General features: G+C 48.0%; 23 protein-coding genes and 1 riboswitch. Of the genes, 17 read left to right on the top strand and 6 right to left on the bottom strand.

What is annotated here, in order from left to right; translation table 11 throughout:
- The first annotated feature begins 132 nt into the window (after positions 1-132).
- The 4 genes from pstB (at position 133) to H5336_RS09635 (ending at position 3,753) form a co-directional block, all read left to right on the top strand.
- Positions 133-966, top strand: coding sequence for a phosphate ABC transporter ATP-binding protein PstB (gene pstB, locus H5336_RS09650; protein ID WP_246439238.1), 834 nt, complete (start codon positions 133-135; stop codon positions 964-966).
- A 21-nt stretch (positions 967-987) separates the two neighbouring features.
- Entirely contained in the window at positions 988-1,707 is a 720-nt protein-coding gene (gene phoU / locus H5336_RS09645) for a phosphate signaling complex protein PhoU (protein WP_185233646.1), read from the top strand.
- 323 nt (positions 1,708-2,030) lie between these two features.
- Positions 2,031-2,927, top strand: coding sequence for a porin (locus H5336_RS09640; RefSeq protein WP_185233644.1), 897 nt, complete (start codon positions 2,031-2,033; stop codon positions 2,925-2,927).
- A gap of 613 nt (positions 2,928-3,540) precedes the next feature.
- Entirely contained in the window at positions 3,541-3,753 is a 213-nt protein-coding gene (locus H5336_RS09635; RefSeq protein WP_246439069.1) for a hypothetical protein, read from the top strand.
- 42 nt (positions 3,754-3,795) lie between these two features.
- Here the strand turns inward: H5336_RS09635 and H5336_RS09630 are convergent, their stop codons facing one another.
- Positions 3,796-5,109 carry a M48 family metalloprotease gene (locus H5336_RS09630; protein WP_376766542.1) on the bottom strand — a complete coding sequence of 438 codons (1,314 nt, stop codon included), beginning with the start codon at positions 5,107-5,109 and terminating at the stop codon, positions 3,796-3,798.
- A 33-nt stretch (positions 5,110-5,142) separates the two neighbouring features.
- Here H5336_RS09630 and H5336_RS09625 point away from each other — a divergent pair, with 33 nt between their 5' ends.
- The 11 genes from H5336_RS09625 to H5336_RS09575 all read left to right on the top strand — a co-directional run bounded on the left by H5336_RS09625 (position 5,143) and on the right by H5336_RS09575 (position 17,422).
- Complete coding sequence (locus H5336_RS09625; protein WP_185233640.1) at positions 5,143-5,637, top strand: DUF4265 domain-containing protein; 495 nt, start codon at positions 5,143-5,145, stop codon at positions 5,635-5,637.
- 163 nt (positions 5,638-5,800) lie between these two features.
- Positions 5,801-6,574: a peroxide stress protein YaaA gene (gene yaaA, locus H5336_RS09620; RefSeq protein WP_185233638.1), complete on the top strand. Its 774-nt coding sequence runs from the start codon at positions 5,801-5,803 to the stop codon at positions 6,572-6,574.
- 91 nt (positions 6,575-6,665) lie between these two features.
- Positions 6,666-7,517 (top strand): response regulator, encoded by an 852-nt coding sequence (locus H5336_RS09615; protein ID WP_185233636.1) that lies wholly within the window; start codon positions 6,666-6,668, stop codon positions 7,515-7,517.
- 38 nt (positions 7,518-7,555) lie between these two features.
- Positions 7,556-8,176, top strand: a complete 621-nt coding sequence (locus H5336_RS09610) for a DUF938 domain-containing protein (protein ID WP_185233634.1) — start codon at positions 7,556-7,558, stop codon at positions 8,174-8,176.
- A 344-nt stretch (positions 8,177-8,520) separates the two neighbouring features.
- Entirely contained in the window at positions 8,521-9,618 is a 1,098-nt protein-coding gene (locus H5336_RS09605; protein WP_185233620.1) for a Gfo/Idh/MocA family protein, read from the top strand.
- Between the two features lie 176 nt (positions 9,619-9,794).
- Entirely contained in the window at positions 9,795-10,151 is a 357-nt protein-coding gene (locus H5336_RS09600; RefSeq protein WP_185233618.1) for a hypothetical protein, read from the top strand.
- Between the two features lie 160 nt (positions 10,152-10,311).
- Complete coding sequence (gene recG, locus H5336_RS09595; RefSeq protein ID WP_313556771.1) at positions 10,312-12,423, top strand: ATP-dependent DNA helicase RecG; 2,112 nt, start codon at positions 10,312-10,314, stop codon at positions 12,421-12,423.
- A 180-nt stretch (positions 12,424-12,603) separates the two neighbouring features.
- The gene (locus tag H5336_RS09590) at positions 12,604-13,989 is read left to right on the top strand and encodes an aminoacyl-tRNA deacylase and HDOD domain-containing protein (RefSeq protein WP_185233615.1); all 1,386 of its coding nucleotides are present in this window, start codon (positions 12,604-12,606) and stop codon (positions 13,987-13,989) included.
- Positions 13,990-14,341: 352 nt separating this feature from the next.
- Positions 14,342-15,529, top strand: a complete 1,188-nt coding sequence (locus tag H5336_RS09585; protein WP_185233614.1) for an MFS transporter — start codon at positions 14,342-14,344, stop codon at positions 15,527-15,529.
- A gap of 157 nt (positions 15,530-15,686) precedes the next feature.
- Positions 15,687-15,778: riboswitch (cyclic di-GMP riboswitch) on the top strand.
- Positions 15,779-15,878: 100 nt separating this feature from the next.
- Positions 15,879-16,394 (top strand): hypothetical protein, encoded by a 516-nt coding sequence (locus H5336_RS09580; protein ID WP_185233613.1) that lies wholly within the window; start codon positions 15,879-15,881, stop codon positions 16,392-16,394.
- Between the two features lie 215 nt (positions 16,395-16,609).
- Entirely contained in the window at positions 16,610-17,422 is an 813-nt protein-coding gene (locus H5336_RS09575; protein ID WP_221628018.1) for a gluconate 5-dehydrogenase, read from the top strand.
- Positions 17,423-17,522: 100 nt separating this feature from the next.
- Here H5336_RS09575 and H5336_RS09570 read toward each other — a convergent pair whose 3' ends face one another.
- From H5336_RS09570 to H5336_RS09555, 4 genes are all read right to left on the bottom strand, one after another.
- Entirely contained in the window at positions 17,523-18,176 is a 654-nt protein-coding gene (locus tag H5336_RS09570) for a putative glycoside hydrolase (protein ID WP_185233611.1), read from the bottom strand.
- Positions 18,177-18,268: 92 nt separating this feature from the next.
- Positions 18,269-18,949 (bottom strand): DUF502 domain-containing protein, encoded by a 681-nt coding sequence (locus H5336_RS09565; protein ID WP_185233610.1) that lies wholly within the window; start codon positions 18,947-18,949, stop codon positions 18,269-18,271.
- 61 nt (positions 18,950-19,010) lie between these two features.
- On the bottom strand, positions 19,011-20,228 hold the full coding sequence (locus H5336_RS09560; RefSeq protein WP_185233609.1) for a TonB family protein: 1,218 nt from the start codon (positions 20,226-20,228) through the stop codon (positions 19,011-19,013).
- A 9-nt stretch (positions 20,229-20,237) separates the two neighbouring features.
- Positions 20,238-21,152, bottom strand: coding sequence for a hypothetical protein (locus H5336_RS09555; RefSeq protein WP_185233607.1), 915 nt, complete (start codon positions 21,150-21,152; stop codon positions 20,238-20,240).
- A 424-nt stretch (positions 21,153-21,576) separates the two neighbouring features.
- On the opposite strand from H5336_RS09555, the gene H5336_RS09550 reads away from it, so the two are divergent.
- Both H5336_RS09550 and H5336_RS09545 read left to right on the top strand, forming a co-directional pair.
- Complete coding sequence (locus H5336_RS09550; RefSeq protein WP_185233605.1) at positions 21,577-22,746, top strand: hypothetical protein; 1,170 nt, start codon at positions 21,577-21,579, stop codon at positions 22,744-22,746.
- 18 nt (positions 22,747-22,764) lie between these two features.
- Complete coding sequence (locus H5336_RS09545) at positions 22,765-23,199, top strand: phosphate ABC transporter substrate-binding protein (protein ID WP_185233603.1); 435 nt, start codon at positions 22,765-22,767, stop codon at positions 23,197-23,199.
- A 198-nt stretch (positions 23,200-23,397) separates the two neighbouring features.
- Here H5336_RS09545 and H5336_RS09540 read toward each other — a convergent pair whose 3' ends face one another.
- On the bottom strand, positions 23,398-24,285 hold the full coding sequence (locus H5336_RS09540; RefSeq protein WP_185233601.1) for a transporter substrate-binding domain-containing protein: 888 nt from the start codon (positions 24,283-24,285) through the stop codon (positions 23,398-23,400).
- Between the last annotated feature and the right edge of the window lie 117 nt (positions 24,286-24,402).

Below are 24,402 nucleotides of genomic sequence, written 5' to 3'. Positions count from 1 at the left end.
AGCGTTAATTGGCCCTAGGGGGACACGAACGTGCAAGTAATCGAAGACGCACAAGTAACCGAAAATGTACAAGACACTCAGGCAAGGGCCCAGCAGCAATTGTCGGATGCAATGCCGAAAGAGACAGCGAATATGATAGACCAAACCGCCATACAGGGTGGAACCGAGACAGGCGAGAAGAGCAAAACCGTAGGCAAGCCACTGGTTGAAAACCCAAAGTTCACCATGCGCGGCGTGGATGTTTTTTACGGGGACAAACAGGCCGTGTTCGATGTGAATCTCGATATTGCCGAAAACGAAGTGATTGCCATGATCGGCCCATCGGGTTGTGGTAAATCCACTTTTTTACGTTGCTTGAACCGCATGAACGATACCATTGAAACCTGCCGGGTTGAGGGTGATTTAAAGCTCGACGGCATGAACATTTACGATCCAAAGTTGGATGTAGTGCCACTGCGCGCGCGCGTGGGTATGGTTTTTCAAAAGCCCAACCCGTTCCCCAAATCGATCTACGACAACGTTGCCTATGGCCCGAATATTCACGGCTTGGTACGTCGTCGTACCGAGATGGACGAAATAGTTGAAACCAGTTTGCGCAGAGCCAGCCTTTGGGACGAAGTGAAAGATCGACTGCACCAGCCGGGTACAGGCCTTTCCGGTGGTCAGCAACAGCGTTTGTGTATTGCCCGTACTATCGCCGTAAGCCCAGAAGTGATTTTGATGGATGAGCCTTGCTCGGCGTTGGATCCAATCGCGACGGCAAAAATTGAAGAATTAATCGCTGAGCTGAGTCAAAATTTTACTATTGCCATTGTGACCCACTCTATGCAGCAGGCTGCGCGCGTTTCACACCGTACGGCCTACTTCCACCTAGGTAACCTGATTGAAGTGAACGATACTAAAAAGGTATTCACCACACCCGATCACGCATTAACAGAAGCCTACATTACCGGCCGCTTTGGATAAGATTAAGAACAGGAATCTCAAATGGAAACAATGAATCTTGACCAACATATTTCTCAGCAGTTTAACGCAGACTTAGAGCAGTTGCGTACCGACCTGCTGGAAATGGGTGGCCTAGTTGAAAACCAAGTGGCGAATGCTGTGCAGGCGCTGCAAGACGCCGATGCAAACTTGGCTGAACAGGTACTGCAAATTGAAAATGAGGTGAATAACCGCGAAGTCAGTATTGATGCTGAATGCACCGAGATTCTTGCTCGCCGGCAGCCGGCGGCATCGGATTTACGCTTAGTGCTGAGTGTAACCAAGGCCATTCGCGACTTGGAACGCGTGGGCGATGAAGCCAGTAAAATAGCACGTATGGCACTAGAACTCGGAGATACCGACTTTGCAGCTAAGGGCTACATTGAAATTCGTCATCTTTCTACCAACGTACAAAAAAGCCTCAATGCAGCGTTGGATGCCTTTGCGCGTTTTGATGTGCGTTCGGCGATTAAAGTGATGCAAGACGATCGTTATATCGACCGCGAATACAAATCGGCGATGCGAGAAATGGTTACCCAAATGATGGAAGATCCGCGCAGCATCTCTCGTGTGCTGAACATTATTTGGGCGTTGCGCTCATTGGAGCGCATTGGTGATCATTCACGGAATATTGCCGAGCACGTGATCTATTTGGTACGCGGCACTGATGTTCGCCACGTGTCCATTAAAGATATCGTAAAGCAGCTCGACGAAGGGAAATAGCACCGACTAAATACCCTATAAAAATAGCGTAAAAATTCAAAGGGCTGTTTGGCCCTTGTTTATCTTCTTAGCCCTAGCGTGTAATTGCCTGTTTGGAATGGAATAGCAAGCAAATATAGTCGCCATAGGCCGCATACGCGGCAACAAAAATTTGAAGTTGATCCATAATTATCGAAATGGGCGAATTTTCTATCGGTTATACCGTTAAGTTGTCATAAACTTGTCATAGTTCAGAAATAAAATTTACATTCTTTTGTAGAATCTCGCCGATTACATTCCGCGCCCTTGAGCGCATTTATATCATTCATTTTTTGGGGAAAAATATGAACAAAAAACTCTTACCTGCACTTATTGCTTTGAGCATGGTTGCGTCTGCTCAGGCAGAAGATGTCGATGTTTACGGTAAAATGAACCTTACTCTGCAAAACGCAGATGAAGGTGATACATCCGTATTCGAAGTTAAGAGCAATGCTTCGCGTTTGGGTTTTAAAGGCACCGCAGAGACTGACAGCAATTTTACGGTTGTTTATCAGTACGAATTGGGTATTAATCCTGATGACACCACTACTTGGACTCAGCGTAACTCCTTCTTGGGCGTGAAGGGTGATTTTGGTTTGGTTAAGGCTGGTCTGTTTGATACGGCCTTTAAATCGTCACAGGGCAAAGTGGATGTATTCGGTGATCTTGAGGGCGATATCGCCAGCGCGATAACCGTGAATGACAACCGTGTTGCCAACACCGTTGCTTACACCACACCCAATATGAGTGGCTTCTCGGGTACCGTTCAATATGTGGCCAGCGAAGAAGATGGCGTAGACGGGGGTATTTCATCAGCGGCAAGCTATAAAGATGATGCCCTGTATTTAGCCGTTGCCTACGATAATGGTATTGAAGAAATCGATTCCAGTGCGGTCCGACTGACCGGTACTTACCAGCTGGGTAATGCGCAGCTGGGTGCACTGTACGAAACCGTTGAGCCTGCAGAAGGCGATAGCCTAAGTGGTTGGTTGGTGTCGGCAAAGCTTGCGGTTAGTCAGTGGGATATTAAAGCTCAGTATGGTGCTTCCGATATCGTTGAAGAAGCTGCTACCACTGCCAGTGTTGGTGCTGACTATAACTTCACCAAGAAATTCCAGTTTATCTCCTACATCACGAGTGAAGAATCTGACGAAGGCATCGACGACACTTACATCGGTGCCGGTGCAATCCTGAAGTTCTAAATTACTTTAATCGTTAATCAAAAGGGGCCGAAAGGCCCCTTTTTTATGTACAGGATGTACGGTATCCGGCGGGCGCATGGATGCGCAGGAGCCGGGGTACAGGATGTACGGTATCCGGCGGGCGCATGGATGCGCAGGAGCCGGGGTACAGGATGTACGGACAGAAAATTGCTCCTCGGCAATTGCTCCTGCATTGCACTAATTTACTACGTCCGTGTAGCGATGCATTTTCTGCACTTCCGCCATCCGTGGCGGTCGTATCCGGCGGGCGCATGGATGCGCAGGAGCCGGGGTATGGGATGTACGGACAGAAAATTGCTCCTCGGCAATTGCTCCTGCATTGCGCTAATTTACTACGTCCGTGTAGCGATGCATTTTTTGCGTATCCGGCCAGCAATACGCGCAGGTAAGCGTTTCTCGCGGTCCTAGCCTCTGAACTTTAGGTCTAATAAGAAAACTGATGCCCGTATGCGCTATCAAGCGCCTTGAGCAACTCACACCCCTGTCAATCCCTCACAACTAGCGGTTATAAGCTACACTCAAAAGACGTTCTCTGCCCAAAGAGTCTTCTGGGGCGCAACGGTAAAAACCCCACAAACTGACATTGAGGCCCATGTTGATCATGAGAGTTATCGGCATTTTTATTCTAATTGCAGCTCTGCTCGGGTGTGAAGGCGGTATGCGCGGTATGAGCAATCAGGAGCTGGCAGCAAAAAATGATGAATGTGTTACCGGAAACCCAACATCACCAGGCAAAGTGACGGCCTGTGAGAATATTCGCAAGGAATGTGAGCGCCGCCGGAAAGAAGGTAATTTTGCCTGCTAAGGCCTAGCGCCAGACATTAAGAGCCTGGCGCCAAGCGAAAAATTACTGGTTGGCACCAAGAGTTTTCAATTTTTGTTGCGCCGCTTTGCCAATATCACTGTTTTCCGTTGCGGCCTGCTTGTAGTACTCAATTGCCTGCTGGCGGTTGCCCTGCTTTTCTTCTATCTCACCTAAATTATAAATGGCCAGCGAGGTTGGCAGTAGCTTTACACTTTTCTGTAGAGACTGTTTAGCATTGCTAAAGTTTTTCAATTTAACTTCGCTCACCCCTAGGCCTAGCTGGCTCATAAAATACTCAGGGTTAAGGCGTGCTGCTTTAGCGAAGGCGTCGCGTGCGCCCTTGTCGTTTTTTTGCGCAGCGAGCAGCTGCCCTTTGGTGACATAAAACAACGACTCGTTGGGCTGTTTCTTTATGGCCTTATTGGTCAGTGCTAGTGCGTTAGCGTAGTCTTTGTCACCCACGGCCTTGAGCGCTTTCGCATGCAGGTCGTAGGCAGGTTGGTCTTTTTTCACTTGCGCTATAGCTCGCTGGAAAGCTGCCTTATTACGTTTCCCCGTAGGCAGCTTTTCGGCTTTTGCGCGATTGCGGTCTACGCGGTTTTGCGAAGGGGGGTGGCTGGCAAATAACTGGCTGAAGAAATTACTTTGGCCACCGGCTGAAAGCTTCACAAATGTTTCTTGAAGTTCAATGGAGGCGCGCGGGTCATAGCCTGCGGCAACCATATAGTTAATACCTATATCATCGGCCTGTAATTCCTGCTTGCGGCCATAATGCGCTTGGTAAGCTTGAGCACCCACCACCGCACCGGTGGCAACAAGAAGCGCGCTCTTATTGTCGGACTGGGTCGCGGCCACACCGGCGAGCACAACACCTACCCCGAGAATCTGCTGTTTACGCATTTGAGTGGCCGAGTGTTCGGCCGCAGCATGCACGACCTCGTGCCCGAGCACGGCTGCCAGCTGAGCTTCGTCTTCCAGTAGCACTAAGAGTCCGCGGTTAATCGCTATTTTGCCGCCGGGCAGTGCCCAGGCGTTGGGTATGTCGCTGTTTAACACCACAAATTCGTAGGGTAAATTTACCGGGCTGGGTTGGGCTACGGCTTTACCAACTCTATTGACGTATACATTGAGGTCTGGGTCGACAACGTAACGCCCCCCCTGTTGCTGTTGAGCGGGCATATACTGTTTGCTGCCAAGGGCAATTTGTTCCGACATAGGCATGCTTAATTGGCGCTCGCCCGTTACTTGGTTCACGCTACACCCTGTGGTGGCTAATAAAAGAGCAGTAAGAGCGAGAAGGAGTCGAATTCGGATCATGGTAGGGTCCTTTTTTCCTTTGTGGTGTAAGGCCATTATAATGGTTGGTTCAATTCAAGGCATGATGAATCCATGACGAAAGAGCAACAAGTAAAAAGCATTCGCCTTTATGCTGGCGAAAAGGTAGACGGTAAACCCGTTGTTGAAGACCTCAATGTCACTGAGCCAGAACCCGGTCAGTTTCTACTAGAGCAATCCCCGGGTTTTATTCGCGGGCTTGCCCGTGGTGATCTAATACAGGTAAACGAGGATAAAGGCACGCATAAAGTTCTGAAACGTTCGGGTAACCTGTGTGTTCGAGTCATTGCTAGAGCCGAAATCGAGAAAATTGCAGCGGCACTGGTACCTGAGATAGAGAAGCTAGGGGGTACGCTGGATTTTCAAAACGCACGCATGCTGATTTTCAGCATACATGTGAGTTGCGGTTTTACCGTTATAGAGCAAATATTGAATAAGCATGCTTCCACTGAAGGCGAGAGCGGTTGGCTTTACGGGAATGTGTATACCGAACAGGATGGCGAGCTGGTGCCGATGCTCTGGTGGCAGGATATACTCAAGCCAGAATAGCGGCAGGCCATCTATTTGGCCTCTGGCTTGGCGTGCCATTTATACGCAAGGCAAAGGTACAAGTATGCTGGTGCCTGTAATTAACACTAAAAATTTTCACTGCTTTTACCGCTTGGGCGACAGAGACATAATGTGTCGCCTATTTCATTTGTGAGCCCTCCCTATGCTGATTGTCATTTCCCCCGCAAAAAATTTGGATTACGAAACCCCCACACCCACAAAAAAACATACAAAAGCGGCGTTGCTGGACGACGCCAGCGAGCTGATGGTGGGGCTGAAAGAGCTGTCGCCACAGGGCGTGTCTTCGCTTATGGGGATAAGCGACAAACTGGGCGTGCTCAATTACGACCGTTTTCAGCAGTGGAGCCTGCCTTTTAATGCCAGCAACGCGCGACAGGCTGTTTTAGCCTTTAAAGGCGACGTGTATGTGGGCCTGGATGCCTACAGCTTTGACGAACAAGCGTTTGCTTTCGCGCAGCAGCATTTGCGGATTCTTTCCGGGTTGTATGGCGTGCTAAAACCACTGGATTTGATGCAGCCCTACCGTTTGGAAATGGGTACTAGCTTTGCAAACGAACGGGGTGCAAATCTCTATCAGTTCTGGGGTGACAATATTGTGTTACTGCTTAATAAGCAGTTAAAAAAGTTGGGCACTCAAACGCTAGTAAACCTCGCGTCCAATGAGTATTTCAAATCGGTAGATAAAACCAAACTTAGCGCCAGCATTATTACGCCGGTGTTCAAAGACTGGAAAAACGGCCAATATAAAATCATCAGTTTCTTTGCCAAGAAGGCGAGGGGGCGAATGAGCGCCTATATTATTAAGAATGGAATTACCGATCCCATGAAATTAAAAGGTTTTGATTGGGACGGCTACCGCTATAACAGCGCTATGTCGGACGGCGGTGAGTTAGTATTTACTCGCATGCAAGAGTAGAGACCTGGGGGTTTGTGGCCAAGCAGGAACTATCTCTACGCTTCGGGTACAGCGCAGGTACTGTCGGAGTGTATTCCGGCTGGGGAATACAATGCCTCTAAAAGTTTTAATCGTGGATGATGCCAGTTTTGTTCGTGACACCATAAAGCGTACGCTGCGACAGTTCATTCCTAATGTCGAAATTCATGATGCCGCCGATGGCCGTAGAGCGGTTTCGGCTATGAAAATGAACAAGTTTGATATCGTTTTGTCCGATTGGGAAATGCCGGAGATGACCGGAGAGGAGTTTCTGTGTTGGGTGCGCAGAGACTCTAATAATCCTACAGTGCCTTTTATAATGATCAGTAGTCGCGGAGATCGTGATCACATTATCAAGGCAATACAAAGCGGTGTAAGCGACTACCTGAGCAAACCCTTCACCGCTGAAGAGTTGCGTAAGAAAATTGCCAAACAACTGAAGAAAATTGGACACAAAGATTCGCGCGCACAACCGCAAACTGCGAGCGGATTCAGCTCACTCGATGTGCTTACCAGTAGCTCGGTTAATCGGGTAGCCTCTGGCCCGCCCGAAGTAAAAAGTGCCTCCTTGTTTGCCAAGCCTGCAGCGGTGGTAGCGACGAGTAAAAACGATGGCATCCAATTCCAGGGTAAGGCCCAGTTGCGTTTCCCCCACCTCACCTGTGAGTGCGCGATACGCGATTTATCGCTGCAGGCCATGAGCGGTTTTATGATGCGCCCTGAAAACCTACCCACGGTATTTGATCAGGCGGTGGTAGATTTGGAAGATAAACACGGATCGGCAATGGCGCGTTTGAATGGCTATGTACACAGTATTCAAGCGGTAGAAAATAACCCCAATACAACCAAATTGAAAATTGTTGTACGATTTGTCGATAATGACCCAGACAAATTTGAAGCTATTTCCAAAGCCATTGCCCATTAAGGGTGAAACTCCGTTAGAACGAGTAAAAGAGTACGCAAATGGACAAACCTTTTTCCCAAGCCTGTGAAAACAATAAACAACCCATAGCCGATGTGTTAAAACGCGTTTTTGATCACTCGGAAAGGGTTTTTGAAATAGGCTCTGGCACGGGGCAGCATGCAAGCTGGATGGTTAGTGAGCTGACGCATTTGCAATGGTTGCCCAGCGATTGTGAAGTGAATCTGCCGGGTATTCGCCTGTGGTGTGAGGGGGTAAATACAGAGCAGCTAATGCCTCCGGTAGTCTTCGATGTAAACGATAGTGACTGGCCCGATTTACATATAGATGCGGTATTCAGCGCGAACACGGCGCATATTATGCCGCTGGATGCGGCTGAGCGGATGGTGCGGCGGGTGGCTTTGAAATTGCCGACAGGTGGGGTCTTTGCTCTTTATGGCCCGTTTAATTACAGCGGGCAGTTCACCAGCGAAAGCAACGCTAATTTTGATCAGTGGTTAAAGTCAAACAATTCTCTTCAGGGTATCCGCAATTTTGAAGATATCAATAAAATTGCCACACATTTCGGGTTAAGCCTTTACGAAGATAATAGCATGCCCGCCAACAACCGGTTGTTGGTGTGGGTAAAGCAGGCGGTAGCGCCACTCAAGCCAGAGCAATAGTCGATTTAGGCTGGGTTAGCGGGGCGAAATTCTCGACGATAGGGGCTGAAAGCTGTCGTCTTCATTACCTATAAATGTCACCAGAAAAAGTATGGGCCGTATTGCGAGAGGCTCGCAACACGAGGTGCTCTTAAGGCCGAAGTGAGTCTATTATTGCTCACGCATCAATTTTTGATTCCGAAACCACTGACGTGGCCATGCCTACAATTGCTATAAACTGCAGCTACCCGTTTATGGGTCACGATTATGAAAAGCCTCCCGGATTGTTTGGGATTGGTAATTTTTCTACATGATTCTTATGGGTAAATGAGTAAATATTTAAAATAACTAGCTGGAGGTTCGACATGAATCCACATTTCTCTCGCCGTAATTTTATAAAAACCGTAGGCGCCTTGGCCGCCACTTCGAGTGCCTACAGTCAGCGTGTTTTTGCTCTTCCTGCAAAACGTAAAATCGGTGTGGCGCTCGTTGGCCTTGGCTATTATAGTCGCGACTTACTTGCCCCCGCGTTACAACTCACGCAACATTGTGAATTAAGAGGTATCGTTACCGGAAGCCCGGAAAAAATTCCCGTATGGCAAAAGCGATACGGTATTGCCGATAGTAATGTGTACAATTATGACAATATGCATCAGGTAGCGAATAATCCCGATATTGATGTCGTTTATATTGTGTTGCCAACATCGCTGCATGAAAAATATTCGATTATCGCTGCCAACGCGGGTAAGCACGTGTGGTGTGAAAAGCCCATGGCGATGACCGAAAAAGAGTGCCAAAACATCATTAATACCTGCAAGAAAAACAAAGTACAGCTCACCATTGGCTACCGCCTGCAGCATGAACCTAACACTCAAACGGTTATTCAATACGCCAGCGCCAAACCTTACGGAAAAATAAAATCCGTTATTGCTCACGCCGGTTATGCCGGTGGCGGCCCCGGCCCCAACAACTGGCGTGGTAAGCGCGCAATGGGTGGCGGCGCGCTCTATGATATGGGTGTTTACCCCATTAATGCAGCCCGCTACACCTCCGGGCAAGAACCCATCGCGGTAACCGCTAAACTTGCCGTAGACCGAAAAGAGTTTTTCTCTGAGGTGGACGAGCATGCATTTTTAACATTGGAATTTAAAAGTGGATTAATGGCCGAATGTGCCGCTAGCGTCGGCAAAAATATGAATGTGCTAAAAGCACAGTGTGAGAAAGGTTGGTACGAATTGTCGCCCATGCAGGCTTACAGCGGTGTACGGGGACAAACCAGCGACGGAAAGTTGCTGAATAAAACCATTGTAAATCAACAGGCTAAACAAATGGACGATGATGCTTTGGCGATAATGGAAGAAACGCAAGTGCTGGTGCCCGGCGAGGACGGGTTGGCCGATATTCGTGTAGTGGAGGCTGCTTTAAGGTCTCATGGAAGTGGCAATGGGCGTATAGTACTTTGACGTGCTTGGATATGTAATGTGAAATGCTTAGTCAAGTATTGTGAGTTGCCGTAGATTCTTGATGGTCTACGGGCGAGGTAATAAAAAATAAGGGCGAGTACGAGAGGCGTTCAGTCGGAAATCTAGTTGAATATTTTTTCGATGCTGACGAAAAGGAATTGTGGTTGCTTTTACTGTTGAAAATAGTGGTTACTGTTTTTCTTGTCGTATTACCTCTCTTGTTTTTACCAAAAGCAAAACTCGAAAGAATGCTGAATATCTCAGCTTCTTCTCACTTTATTCGGCTGTACGGGCTCTCAGTGCTTCCCTTACTTATTACCTGTGCTTCGGGCATTCCTGTCGCCGAGAGTGGCGTCGTGCTTTGGTGGGTTGTGGGGATGGGGTTAGTCTCAAATAGTGGCAGTGCATTCATGTTGTTTTTTGTTGGTGGCAATACGAGAAGTCGATTGGCCGGTTATATTTTTGGGTTGGTTGCGCTTGGTCTTGTTAGTACCGTGATTTCACCTGAATTGGTTTTGAGAAAAGCTTGGTGATTCCTGCCGCTGGGTCATGGTGCCGGTTAGGCCTGGCTTAGATGTAGGCAGCAAAAGGCACACAAGTAAATGGGTCTGGCTTGACGAAACTTTACATTGGCTGGTTGTATTCCTTTGCCAAGGTTGCTTCAATAGCCTTTTCCTGCACAGATTCAATAACGTGGCCAAAATCGAAAGCCAACCCGCGCATAGCAAAAAAATCCCACCGGAAAATTTACCGGTCACTACGTTAAAGGGCGTGGGTGACAAGCTTGCGCTCACCTTAGAAAAACTCGGGTTGAAAACCCTGCAGGATTTACTCTTCCATTTACCCATTCGTTATCTTGATCGCACGCGTATTACACCTATCGGGCATTTACAAACTAACACCTCGGTTATGATTCAGGGCAATGTCTTGCGTGCGCAGGTAACGTTTGGGCGCAAGCGTAGCTTGGTTGTGCATGTGGAAGACAATACGGGTGTAACCTGTTTACGCTTTTATCATTTTAGCGGCTACCAGAAAGACAAATTCCAACCTGGTGCGCTTGTGCGCGGTTATGGCGAGCCACGTTTGGGTAGTTCAGGGCTGGAGTTTTATCATCCTGAATATGAATTTATTGATGAACGTAACCCCGAGCCCGTGGACCAAACCCTAACGCCCATATATGGGTTAACCGACGGTATTTCCCAGCAGCGTATGCGCGGCATAGTTGAACAGGCGGTGGCGGTTATTAACCAATCGCCGCCGGACGAATATTTACCGGTAGGCATTAACGATGAGTTTGGTTGTGAATCCTTAAGTCAGGCGCTGACTTATGTGCACCAGCCGCCTAAGGGCGCGCCCGTGCCAGCGTTACTCGAAGGCTTGCACCCTAGCCAACAGCGCTTGGCATTTGAGGAGTTACTCGCGCACTTTTTAGCGCGACGTAAAATCCATGAGTTGGCCGCCATTGAGCAGGCGCCGGTGCTGAAGCTTGATGCCGCATTGAAAACCCAATTTCTGCAACAACTGTCCTTCCAGTTAACAGCTGCCCAGCAGCGGGTAGTGGCTGAAATCCAAACCGATTTAGTGGCTGGCAAACCGATGTTGCGCATGGTGCAGGGGGATGTAGGCTCGGGTAAAACCCTTGTGGCTGCCTTGACGGCACTGGCCGGTGCCGGTTGTGGTTATCAGGTCGCGGTTGTTGCGCCTACGGAAATTTTGGCGGAGCAACATTTCCATAATTTTTCCGGTTGGTTGGAGCATTTGGGCTTTACGGTGGAGTGGTTGGTTGGAAAGCTAACGGTGGCGAAAAGGCGCGATGCCCTAACGCGTATCGCTAGTGGTGAAGCCCGAGTGGTGGTGGGTACCCATGCGCTATTTCAGGATGATGTTGAGTTTCACAGCTTGGGGTTGGCCATTATCGACGAACAGCACCGCTTCGGTGTGCATCAGCGCTTGAGCCTGCGACAAAAATCACGCCCCAATGCAATTGCTCACCAGTTGGTTATGACGGCCACGCCCATTCCTCGTACCTTGGCTATGACAGCCTATGCTGAATTGGATTACAGCATTATCGATGAGCTGCCTCCGGGGCGCACGCCGGTGAATACCGTACTGGTGAGTCAGTCACGCAGGGCTCAAGTGATTGAGCGTATACGGGTAGCCAGTGGCGAGGGGAGGCAAGTGTACTGGGTGTGCACCCTTGTGGAAGATTCAGAAACCTTGGCTGCCGCAAATGCTGAGGAAACCGCGGTGCTACTGCGTGAAGCCCTGCCTAATCTCGCTATTGGGCTTGTCCATGGCCGATTAAAGGCCAAAGAAAAAGAAGCGGTTATGGCAGGTTTTAAGCAGGCAGAGCTACAGCTACTGGTTGCTACTACCGTGATCGAGGTGGGGGTAGATGTCCCCAATGCCAGCTTGATGATTATTGAAAACCCTGAGCGCTTGGGCTTGGCGCAATTACATCAATTACGCGGTCGTGTTGGTCGCGGGTCGGTGGCTAGTCACTGTGTACTGCTCTATGGCGCCAAGTTGTCGGAGCAGGCCCGTGAGCGCCTGCAGGTATTGCGTGAAACAAATGATGGCTTTGTTGTGGCCGAGCGAGATTTACAGCAACGTGGGCCTGGAGAACTGCTGGGCACGCGCCAAACCGGTGAGGCCCAGTACCGAGTGGCTAACCTACTACGCGACGAACACTTAATAGAGCGCGTTAATGCTCTGGGAGAGCAACTTTTGGGCAGCCAGCCGGGTATAACCGAAAAGCTGGTAAAACGTTGGGTAGGTGAGCGAAAGGTGTATGCACAGGTATAATTTCTCTATCATTTCTCATTCAGCTTGATTCGACGCCAAAACTTTCCCTTCGTCACTAGAAAAAGGCCAGCCCCGGTCTATATTAAAAAATACACTTATAGGTTTTATTGTTTTATATGGCCCATTCCCGGATTTGGAATAGGTCGGCAATAGGTCGGCGACAACCGCAGGAGAATGCCAGTGCCCCTACCCACCAGTATCCAAGAGCTGTTAGATACGCAGAAAGTTAATTACAGCATTGCCCAAATGGATGAACGTATGACGAATATTGCGCTTGTTCACTCTAAGCAACAGGCAAGTCTTGTTCAGTCTGTCCTTTTACAAGACAGTCAGGGGCGGGTGCAGGTGCTACTGCCGGGAGGCACTATGGTCGACCTAGAAGCACTGCAACAAATTACCGGTCGTCATTTTGAGGGTGTAAATATAGAAGAAATTAAACCTTTGATGCAGGAGCATGACCTTACGGGCGTACCGGCGGTGCCGCGTTGGCAGGGTATGCCAACATTGGTCGATGAGTCGTTACTAAAGGTGAAAACTTTGTGGCTGGATGCCGGTGGTGGAAGCGATATGCTGGAAATCAGTCAGCAGGAATTTCGCACCATTATAAAATCTTCCGACCCGGTAAAATGCTCGGTGCGAGTACCAGACTTGGCGGGCGACCCAAGCAGCGATGAAGGGCAGATTTTCGATTCCGTAAAACGCTTTACCCAAAAGCGGATTAAGCAGCGCCTTGACGAAACCTTGGAGTTGCCCCCGCTGCCTGAAACGGCACAACGTATTATAAAACTTCGCGCCGACCCGAATGCCGATATCAACGACCTTGCGAATATTGTTGAAATTGACCCTAGCCTCGCAGCGCAGGTAGTGAGCTGGGCGGCATCACCCTATTACTCTGCACCGGGAAAAATTAAATCGGTGCACGATGCCATCGTACGGGTACTTGGCTTCGATATGGTGCTAAACCTTGCGCTTGGTTTAGCGTTAGGTAAAACGATGTCTATGCGTACCCTGTCGCCGCTGCATATTGCTAAATACTGGCGCGGCGCTGTGTATACCGCTGCTGCAGTGGAAGGGCTGGTAACCAGTATTGACCGTGAAAATCGCCCAGGGTTTGGTATGGCCTATCTGTCGGGGTTACTCAATAATTTTGGTTACCTTATTATGGCTGAGGTTTTTCCACCCTACTTCACTAATATTGAAAAAATGGCAAAAGCTAACCCGCATGTAAATCGTGCGGCTATTGAATCACACATGCTGGGTGTTACCGGCAATCAGGTAGCTTCGTGGTTGATGGATAACTGGAATATGCCGCAGGAAATTGTCGTGGCCTTGAGTCAGCAGCATAACCCCACATTTCAAGGCGAGTTTGGCGTTTATGCCAAGTTGGTGCATGTTGCACAAACGATGTTGGGGCAAGCGGGTTTCGGTGATAACTTGGTTCGACCGGTGCCTCTCCAATTATTTACTGACTTAAAGCTCGACCCTGAAACCGCAAAGGTTACCATAGGCAACCTGCTGGAATCAGGCGATGATCTTGATGCCATTGCTGAAAAAATGCGGGGGTAATCCTCCGTAACTTTTAACTAGTACTCGTATTCTCCGTCAAGCTTGGCGCTTTTTGGCATGCCTGGCGAAAAATTTTTCGTGTAAAATTCCACGTAAATTTCTAGCTACACAGATCTTGGCCGTAATCACTTGCAAGAAGCCACAATTTAACCGGTGGGCTTAGGGGCTGTTATGCCGATGCCGCCGATCGGGTAGTTGGGGTAAAGCCCCGAGTGTCGAGCTATTTGTAAAATAGCACGAAGGACGACATCCGATCCCGTGCTAGTGGTTGAACCATCAGCTACCTATTGAGCTTAGCTTCACAGGCGTCAGCGTAAGATAGCACAACGAATAGTGGCTTTGGTTGTGTCTAGTGGAAAAACTATCTTTAACGTCGATTCCAGTGTTGGCCATTTATATAACATCGATGCTAATCGGCGGTTTATACGCGCTTGTTATTCCTACCCTTAGCGTTTTTCTCGCTAATGAACTCTACGTTCGGCCAATTTTGATTGGTTTATTTTTTGTTTGCACTTCGTTAAGTATTTTTTTACAAGGACAGGCCGTTGCGTTTTGGACAGACAAAATAGAGGATCGACGAAAATTAATTTCAGCAGCGATGATGTTGGGTGGGTTGGCGTGTTTTGGTTTTGCCATTGCACGTAGTTACGCTCTGGTATTATTAATATCCGTTACACTTTACAGTCTGGCGTTTGTGGCTGTCGGACAAATATTTGAAATTGCTAAGGAGTTTTCCGCAAAGGCTGTTTCCGAAAAGCAAGCGCGCGTTTTTAATTACAGTTTGTGCGCGTTTATTGCGCTAGCCTGGATGTTGGGCCCGCCATTGGCGTTTGCCTCGCTTAAACTGCTCGACTTTGGTCAGCATTATGCCACAGCAGGTGTGCTGTATTTTGTGGTTGCGCTTGTCGCACTTTATTTTCTTCCTAATACCGTTAAGGCCGTGGAGATTCGGGAGTTTCCTGAGCCACAAACACATACGCGGTCTATTTATATAACCGTGATTGCTTTTTCGTTACTGTTTTCAGCTAACCAGGTTTTTTTGGTGGTGTTACCCTTGTACCTACAACAGCAATTAGCCGTAGACAGTTTTGGCGCCGGCTGGGTGTTTGGCTTGGCCGCTGGGCTGGAGATTCCTATGCTGTTTCTTGCTGGTTGGTTAACATTACGGTTTCGATTAATGTCGCTTATTAAGGTGGCAGCCTTTGCGGCGTTTTTACTCAATCTTGGGCTTTGGCAAGCCACAGCGTTGTGGCATATTTATGCCCTACAAATTTTAAATGCTATTTTTATTGGATTTATTTCGGGCGTGGGTATTACGTGGTTCTATCAGCGTAAGTTGGGGGTCGCTAGCTCGTCGTCAACACTGTTTTTTCAGAGTATCAATCTTGGCGGGGTAATGGGCAGTATTGCCATTGTGTTACTGGCTGAAAATTATGGTTATCGTCATCTTTTTGCTGTGAATGCTGTTGTTTGTTTTATCGCAATGGCGATGCTTTTTGTTATAAGCAGGCGTATGGAATCGAAACCGGTGCAACTATAAACAATTCGTCTAGATAAACACATGTTTGAAATTGACGACTTGTCTGTAACTTCTGGATAATGTGCTTAAGCATTGTTGTACGACACATTGAATTTGAGCTCTAAGCCATTAATGGAGGTGTCCTAAAGTCTAATGTAGCGAGGCGGTTAAGTTCCGGCTCACAAAAAGGCAAACCCGTGGGAACGCGGGGGCGCAAAGCCAGTGCCCGACCCTGCTGATTAGCAGCAGGTGGGTCGAACGGTTGCTGAGAGAACTGAACACATCGATCGCGAGAGCTACGGGTAGGCATTCCCTAAAATTCTCAAGATTTTTGGCGTATTGCGCCATTCACTCTAATGAGAATTTTAATATGTATATGGTGTTTGCCGATTTCGTTCAATACCACGCTCAGAAACTTCACCAGCGACTTTTTATTGTAGAAGAGGGAATCTCGCCCTGGCAGGTGCCGGGTATTCGGTTGGTTGCCGGGGTTTTGGTGTCGTTACTGTGCGCTTCGGTGTTTTACTGGTGGGGTCAGAACTATGACAAGGAAAGCCCCGGTAAGTACTTTGACGCCAATCGTGATTACACCCAGATTCCGTTCGGTATGCTGGACGCCACTGATATTTGCGCAGCGAAAACCTCCAAACGCTTCAGTGAGCAGCTAGTTATGTCATATGTGGACTATCATTCTACCCACTGGGAAGCAAATAAAAACCTCTACAAAGTCTTTATGTTAGCCCATGTAGGTAACCCGCAGATATACAGTGAAGTGAGTGTTCACTGTTTTGTTGACCCCACGCATTACATGGTTGATCACTATCGAACGTTTGGGCCAAAACGTGACTCATTGATGAGCCGTGCGGTCAAATTGTTCACCAGTTGATCCCTATCTTCAGCCCTTGAGCGCTAGTTAGTGTCTCGTTCTTGGTTGTTAGGGGTGAATTTAGCTTTTATCTCCTTTGGTATTGGGCCTAAATCAAATAAACTCCACAAATAGATCTAACCAAATTGAAGGTTAGTCGGCCAATTTCTAGAATGGCTCCAGTTTTATCGGCTATTATGCCTTAACCGTTTACGTCTGCAGTGGATGACACATTTATGATTAACGAACTTTTTGATCTCACAGGCAAAGTTGCCTTGGTTACCGGCGGTACCCACGGTATTGGCTATGCAATTGGCAAGGTTTTAGGGAAGGCTGGCGCCAAAATTTGTGTCAACGATATCTCACAAGAAAGACTTGATTCAGCAAAAGAAACCTATGCAAAAGAAGGTATCGACATCTACACACTGGTGTTTGATGTTACCGATGAAGCTGCGGTAGATAAGGGCATTTCCGAAATTGAAAAAAATGTTGGCGATATAGATATCCTCGTTAACAACGCTGGCATCATTAAGCGAACGCCTATTTTGGAAATGGATGTGGCTGATTTTCGTCAGGTGATCGACGTGGATCTGGTTTCGCCGCTGATCATGTCTAAGCGCGTTGCGCCCAAAATGATAGAAAAGCGTGCAGGCAAGATAATCAATATGTGCTCGATGATGAGCGTTTATGGCCGCAGTTCGGTTTCGGCGTATGCGTCGGCGAAAGGTGGTTTAAAGTTACTTACACAGAATATGTGCTGCGAATGGGCGAAATACGGTTTACAGGTAAATGGTATTGGGCCTGGCTACATTGCCACGGAGCAAACGGCGCCTATTCGTGAGAATGGCCACCCGTTTAATGATCTGATTATGACCCGTACACCGGCTGCCCGTTGGGGTGAGCCTGTGGATATTGCGAACGCAGCTCTATTTCTTTCTTCGCAGGCGGCGGAGTTTGTGAATGGTCAGGTGTTGTACGTTGATGGTGGTATTCTGGCGAACTTTGGCTACGTGAAGGGTGAAAACGATTTGCCAGCGGAAAAAGCTTGAATATTATTTTGTAATGTCTATACGGCCGCAATAGCGGCCGTTTTTTTATTTGGAGTGTCTGCCAAACTCGTTTACTGGCGTTTGCACATGAGCGAGCATGCTATTTTTCCTGTTCTTTTTTCGTAGCACCTTCTTCCTCGGTTACCACACAACCTTTTTCGCCTTCTTTTAGTGGCAAAATCTTTACGTCGGCGATGGATAGCTCCAACTTACCATCGGTGCCAATATTCAATGGCGTTTGTACCTTCGATAAATCGGCCCCTTTGGCCGAAAAACAATTGAGCGCAACGGGAAGTGCAAACCACTGGTTTAAGGGAGCGTTTTTCAGTGCGGGGGTGAGAGGGAATTCTGCATTGCAGTCTTTTCCACAGTTAAGGCTGATTTTTACCAGGCTGCGCGGCTTTTTATGTAGCTTGACGACCATGGAAAGCTCTGCATATTTTGAAAGATCGGTTGTGCGCCCGGTGATGGCTACGCTACCCCAAATCTGTTTTTTGTTCCAAGTGACTTTCACCGCATCGCCTTCGTTGCGAAAGGTTGTGGGTTCCATTTTAACCTTGCGTTTATCCGACTCGCCGGTGTTGCCTTCTAGCGGCAGCCACCAGTTACCTGGGTCGGAGATAACCCAGTGCCAGCCGTCGGGTGTATCGCCGCTGCTAAAAAAGACGTAATCGGGGTTAACTTTGTTTTCTGCCACTGTATTGGTGGCGGACAAAATCAATATGAATGAGATGAGTAACTGTGTGGCTCGCATGGAGGTTCCCCTATTTTTTATAATGTGCTCTAACGGTATTACGTACTGTTTTTCAGTGGCTAGTGCCGACGGTACGATCGTTACTGGGGTGTTTATTTTGCTTGATTTTCGGTCGCCTTGTGAAAATATTCGGCAGAGGTCACGCCCATGGACATATAAATATTTAACAACCCATCAAAACCGAAGTCGACCTGCTCTACCCAGTCTACGGGTACATAGAGAATGGCGCCGCCAAACGGAACCGGTGCAGTTGGAATCATAATGGCGTAGTAGCCTTGGCCCTTAAAGTCCACGGCTTGTGGGCTGGTGAGTAGCGCAAGTACCGCCGTGCCATTGCGGTCACCGCCAAAAAAACACATAACCGCCGACATGCTCTTAAACTCGGCCTGATCCTGAGCTTCAAAAATGGTAATAAATTTTGACAGGGTTTGGTAGATGGTACGTACCAAGGGAACACGGTTGATTATACCGCTGGTTAAAAATCGAAAGTGACTCTTTAAACCCAGTTGAACGGTAATACCTAGCAGGTAAATCAGTAATAGTACGCTACCAACGCCTATGGCATAGGCGGTGATTTCGGTGGTAACAAATTGTAGGCCAATGGAGCCAAACAGGCTGCCGACAAAACTTTCTGGGCCTAGGTGGCGATGCACCATTTCCCCAAACCAGATAATAATGACCACGGTAATGGCTAGCGGCAGCGCCGCCAGAAGCCCAGCGAAAAACGTTTTACTTAAACCGGAAAATATACCCGGCGCCGGATGTTGGGGCATTGCGTCTGCTCCTTACTAAAATAACGATAGTAACCCGATATTCGGCTGAATAGTAATGCCGTTAATAAGGTAAACGATAATTCATCGGTACGCTAAAGGCGAACTCTTCACCGGACAGACTGGCGGGAATAGGTGGAAATGGGGCCGCTTCGGCAACGGCGTCGAGGGCCTGTTGGTTCAACAGCTTGTGTTTTGAATCGTGTGCCAGCTCCAGTGATTTTAATTTTCCGTCGCGATGAATTTTTATCAATACGCGCACATCGCCTTCTAGGCGTCGCTGAAAAGCCTGCCGTGGCAGAGCTTGATACTTTAAAATCTGGTTGCTGAGCTGAACGTAGTATTCCTGTTGCGCCTGCAAAGTTTCTTCGCTCAGGGTAAATGACGCTTCTTCTGCTTTAGTGGCTCGGGATTTGTCGGTAGTTTGCTGTGCTTCTGTTGTGTTTGGCGTAGCGGCAACGACTGTTTCGCTCTGTGCTTTTGCTTGGGCAGCTGGCCTAGGGAATTCTGTTTTTTCGGGTTTGTGTTGGTCTGTTGTGCTGACGATACTAGATTGAACCGCCGTAAGCTGCTGCGGCTGTGTGCTTGCCGGTTGTGCCACTTTTGGTGTTGCTTGCACGGGTGGGGTTGGTTCTTGTTCCTGTGCGGACTGATGCCAATCGGCCACATCTGAAGCGCGGAGCTGGCTGGGGTTCAGGCTGCTAAACCGTTGAGTTAGTGTTTCGTCCTGATCGTTGGGGCTTAACATTTGGCTACGAAACGAAGACGAGATCGGTACTGGGCCAATCCAGCTGGCCAATAGCAGGCGGAAAAAACTGCCAGAAGTAATTTCCCCCAGCGCTACGTCATTGAGTATTACACGCATACCCGCCTGTGGCTGGTAGTCGATAACCAACTGATCGCCTTCATACAGCGAGCCTTTAAATAGTTGGTTAAAGCTAAGGAGTTCCTGCATGTGCTGTTGAACCATGGCCGAATCATTGTTTACTGTAATCGCCTCAATCCACATGGAGACGAAACGCCTTTGGGGAATGCGTTTGGTGGCAACACGCAGCTCCATGGTGGCGGGCAGGTCTTGTTGCAGTAGCGATTTAGACTCCGTGGAGGGCGTGGCAAGTGATAATTTGGCAATGTATTGTTCTCTACCTAGTGCGTGGTAACTGCCCACACCATTGACGTGCTTAGCCGATGCTATATCGCCGGTGAATAACAGGAATAATACGCAGATACAGCCGTACAGACGCGAACTGCCGCTTGCGCGGTATAAACGAGTGGTCAACATTACAATGAGTTACTCCGCCAGCAGATCAGCTTTGAATAGGTGAAGCTTGGGCTTCGAGAGCGAAGAGACATCGAACAGAAACCGATAGCGCTTACCGTCATCTTCACTGGGGATGGTATGCCAATGGTCTTGGTTAAATAGCGCAAAGTTCTGGCGGCCTGCCTGTACAGAACGCGTTACTGAATAAAGGTTGTTACCGAGGTATTTCAGTTCTGCTTTACCAAATGAACGTCGAGCAAGGATTTCAACTTTGTCTAGCGGAGCCTTATCTGTTTCGCCGCGCTTTTTCAGCTGCTGGAGCTCTGCCAGCGTTTGTTGTGCAAACACGATGTTTTGCTCGGTTGCCTGATTAAGGTATGGCCAACTAAAGGATATAGGTTGCTTGGGCTGCTCAAGTGCCAAGCTGCCGGTAGAACCTAGTGTTGGCGGTTTTTTTTCCGTGCGTTTCGCTGCATTTTGTTTGTCCTGCTCCACTAAGTCGCGCAGGGCATTGGTATAGCGAATTCTCTGTTGCTGGAGCGCATTCACTTTGGTTTCCAGCGCTTTAATAACGGCGAGGGAGTGGACTTGGCGCTCTTTCTGACGGGTGACTTTGGCCGAGTGGCGATTAAAGCGAATCTGAATGCGGCGTGCATCCCGTTGCACAGCTTCGTCTTGGTTAGCCGCTGCAGCAGTACTTGCGACGCTGAGTTCAAGTTCGCTCTGGCGTTGTAATTCTACCGCATTCGACAAATTGTGATTGTGCCGCTCCAGTATCGATTGTTCTGTAGCTAACTGCGTACGCAGGGTTTTTAGGGTTTGCTCGATTTTGTCGAGTTTAATGCGATGCGTTTGCACGGTAGGGCTAGCGCTCGCTTCTGCTCGAGCCGGGATCACAGCGGTGGCTATGAATACCGCTAGGCAGGGCAAAAAAAGCTTATACATCAGATAGATCCGTTCAGTTAAACAGGTGTTTGGGGGGGCGACGGTGGCACAAGATACCACATGATTAAAATATGTACAGAGGGAGGATGGTATAAAACCACTGAATTTGAGTTTACAGGATATATTTCAAGTGGTCGTTTAAAATCACATCTGTATATCTTGTAATCACACTTTGGTATGAATATAATGCGCGTGCTTGTCCACATGTGTATGCATTGGCACGGATGAAAGCGGCCCTAAAAAAATTCCTAAACGGTAACCACCCAGTTGTAGGTTACCCGGTCTGCACACCAATCGAAGAAAGTTAACGGCTGTCGGCTGCGATTCGGCAGGGGGACACTTTTGCGTAAAAATTGAGGACATTGAAGCTGGCACGGCTGTTACAGCGGTGGTGATTTAACTGATTTCAAAGTATGGATTTTCTATGAGTTACGCTTTTTTTAAAAAACTTCTGCCGGTTCTGGGCGTCGTGTTTGTCGCCGCTTCTGTAAACGCGGCAGAAACAACCATTAATGGTTTTGCCTCCATCGTAGGTGGCAAGGCGCTGAATTCGGTTGAATTGCCTAATGGCGAGGAGAGTCGTTATGTGGCCGACCGTGGCTATGCAACCACGGAAGCGGGGGCCGCTAATAAAAACGCAATCTACGGTGATCATTTGTCGTATAGACCAGACTCCAATTACGGTCTGCAGATTAAGTCTGACCTGAACCGCGATCTTACAGTAACGGCGCAATTAACCGGTCGCGGCGCGCAGGACTTTGAAACTGAGCTGGAGTGGGTATATATGTCGTATGACCTTACATCAAGCTTTACCGTTCAAGCTGGTCGTCAGCGCATACCGCTTTACTACTATTCTGACTTTGTCGATGTAGGTTACGCCTACCACTGGGTTCGACCACCGGTAGATGTGTACTCCAATACCTTGCGTACTTACGAAGGGGTATCGTTGATTCATAACGGACAGTTGGGCAACTGGACAACCAAAACCCGTGTATACACGGGTACAACATCGAATAAAACGTCGCGATTCGGTAATTTTAGTTCTGATGGAATCATGGGAGCGGTCTTTAACGTCAATAACGAATGGCTGCGTTTGCGAGCATCGGTAATTGACGGCGAGTTTTATATTGGCGGCAACCCTCTAACCGGTGAAGACAATCCGCAGGACGGCCAGTTTGTTTCTTTGGCGGCGAACCTTACGCTGGGTAATGGTTTTGTTATGGCTGAAGCAACAGGCGGAAAGATGGCGGACGATGGTTTTTTGGTGGTTTCTTCAAACGGTGAATTTGTGCCATTGGACGAGCTGGGCTCGTTAATGCTTACGGCAGGTTACCAATTCGGCGATTTTACGCCACACATCAGTTACTCCGATTCTAATGTAAATTTTTCACCTGCACTCGACCCGAGTATTGGCGACTGGTATATCAAAACCGAAACGCTAACGGCAGGCTTGCGTTGGGATTTCCACCCGTCGGCGGCTTTCAAAATTGAATACGCCAGCACTGCGGATACTTCACACGACGGTGTTGTTTTTGTTCGTGGGAAGGTGGATGAGGTGGATGTGATTACCTTTGGTGTAGATCTATTATTCTAATTGAGTCGGGTAAAATTAATGAAAATGGTTTTTTCAGTTAAACCCGTAATTAACGGGATATTATTGATGATGTTGGTCTTGTCTGCAGTGGTTCAGGCAGAGGTTGCTGTAGTTGTGCACCCCAGCAATACTAATGAGTTTAAGCGTGCGGATATAGCGAAAATTTATCTGGGCCAGCGTAAAGTGTATGCCGACAAGTCGCGTGCACTGCCGGTTAATCAGGCAGAAGGTTCGTTAATAAGTGCAGCGTTTGCAAAAAGCGTATTGAAGAAAAATAACAGGCAATTAAAAGCCTATTGGGCGCAGCAGATTTTTACCGGCGGTAGCACGCCCCCCTCTACTGTGGCTTCGGATGCAGAAGTAAAACGTCTGGTGGCGGAAGATCCAGCCAAAATCGGTTATATGGAGGCTTCCTCGGTGGATGAGTCAGTGCGTGTTGTTTATACGTTTTAATGACAATTAAGGGCATCCTTAGTAATAAATTTTTCCTCTGCGCGGCTTAGCATGCCAGAGCCCAAAAGCAATTATTAGAAGTGTCTTAAAGCCGAAAGAAAATCCCGCTGCGTACACAGCGGGATTTTTCTTTTTTCCCTAACAGGAAAACCACTAAAGTGAACTGTGGTTTAAATGATTTAGCTATACCTATGATCGCTAGTTGTTATCCATATTAAGCTTAATTAGGTAGGGTTGGTCACGCTCATAGATACCTGGCTTCAAATTTGTATTTTGTAACCGGTATATTTTTCGCCCAGGCTGCAAAATTATTTCTATAGCTTCAGTAAAGTATTCGGTGAGCAGGCTGTCGATCTCACCGGTGGAGTACATTATGTTCAGTCCATCCTCCAGCCTTTTAGCTAATGCAGGTTGTCGTTTTGTTACGTGGAAATAGGTAGGCAAATAGGTGTAAAGGGCAAATGTATCCACAACAAATATGTCGTCTTCACGTTCATCAAAAAGTGGTTTTTCCAAAATTATTTCATGAGCGCTACGCATAAATAAATCGAAGCGGTTTGCTAGCAGCATTTTAAATAGACCCTGGTAGTTTGCGCCGTAAACGACCTTGAAGTCATGATCTTCCAATATTTTGGCTGTAGACCAGCCGTGCCCTTGACCGAAACTAAACGTTTTCAAATTTTCAAAGCTAATGGCCTGCAGCAGCTTTTCTTTCTGGCTCGTTTTGGCGAGGAATAAGCGGTAACTTGCCAGCCCACGAATCAGTGGTACGGGCACTATCAGCGTTTGCCCCTCCCACGTCGGTTTGTAGGACGATATACCCACGGATAGGTTATCACCCGTAGTGAGTTCAGCCATCATCCGTTGGCTGCTCATGGTGAGGTTGGGTTTAATGATTTCGTAAGGCCCGTATTCTGCGTTGGTGTTATCGAGCGCGGCAATCATTACGCGGGTGAAATAGACCTGCCTTATATCACGCTTACCCATATCCGGTAGGCCAATAACACGCTCAATACTGTGCGCGATAGAGGGAAATGCTAGGCAGATAATGAGAGTTAGCTGTCTAAAAACACCAAAACCAGCCATAGGAACCCCATAACAACCGTTTATGCCAAATGTATCAAGTACGATATCGTTTTAAGCGTTTGTTGATATTAAGGCACAGATTTTTTGCGGACCTTATGGAAATTTCTTCATAAGGAA

The sequence above is a fragment of the Teredinibacter franksiae genome (assembly GCF_014218805.1).
GTDB lineage: Bacteria > Pseudomonadota > Gammaproteobacteria > Pseudomonadales > Cellvibrionaceae > Teredinibacter > Teredinibacter franksiae.
This window is presented reverse-complemented; position numbering and strand designations above follow the sequence as displayed.